At 54.2% G+C, this 565-nt stretch carries 1 protein-coding gene; it reads right to left on the reverse strand.

The annotated features are described in order from the left end of the window. Positions 1-209: 209 nt before the first annotated feature. The gene (locus QQJ84_RS05345; protein ID WP_348522665.1) at positions 210-527 is read right to left on the reverse strand and encodes an OmpA family protein; all 318 of its coding nucleotides are present in this window, start codon (positions 525-527) and stop codon (positions 210-212) included. Between the last annotated feature and the right edge of the window lie 38 nt (positions 528-565).

Raw genomic sequence — 565 nt, forward strand, 5'->3', positions numbered from 1 at the left:
TACGACAAATCATCCAAGCCAATGATAGCCCCTCGCGCTCCTGTAACACAACCGTGAGGCATGCGTAGTTCCCCGAGTCCGAGCGGTTGGTTCTTCATGATCGACCCAAGTTCCCTCCTGACCAAACTTACCGAGCCAATTTTTTATCGTAACAATAAAAACCCCGGCAGTTTCCTGCCGGGTTTTCCTTGCTCGCGCTACATATTCGATTAGTTAAGTACGATTTCCACGCGGCGGTTTTGCGGCTCGCGTACGCCGGACCCAGTCGCAACCAGCAGGTGGGTTGCGCCGTAGGCGTGGATTTCGATTTCGTTCTGCGGCACGCCATCGTTAACGAGTTCGGATGCGACAGCCTGCGCGCGGCGCTGCGAAAGGCTCTGGTTGTAATCCGCCGCACCTGACGTATCGGTGTAACCTGAAACATCGAGCGTGGTCACATTGTTGGTTTTGCTGTCCGAAGCGGCCTGTGCGATAATCTGCGTGGCGCGTGGGCTGAGATTAGCACTACTTTGGCATATTTTTATTATCGTTTTTTGTCAGGGGCGTGTCACAGTGCGGGCATCGT

The organism is Acidocella aquatica (genome assembly GCF_030160635.1).
Lineage (GTDB): Bacteria > Pseudomonadota > Alphaproteobacteria > Acetobacterales > Acetobacteraceae > Acidocella > Acidocella aquatica.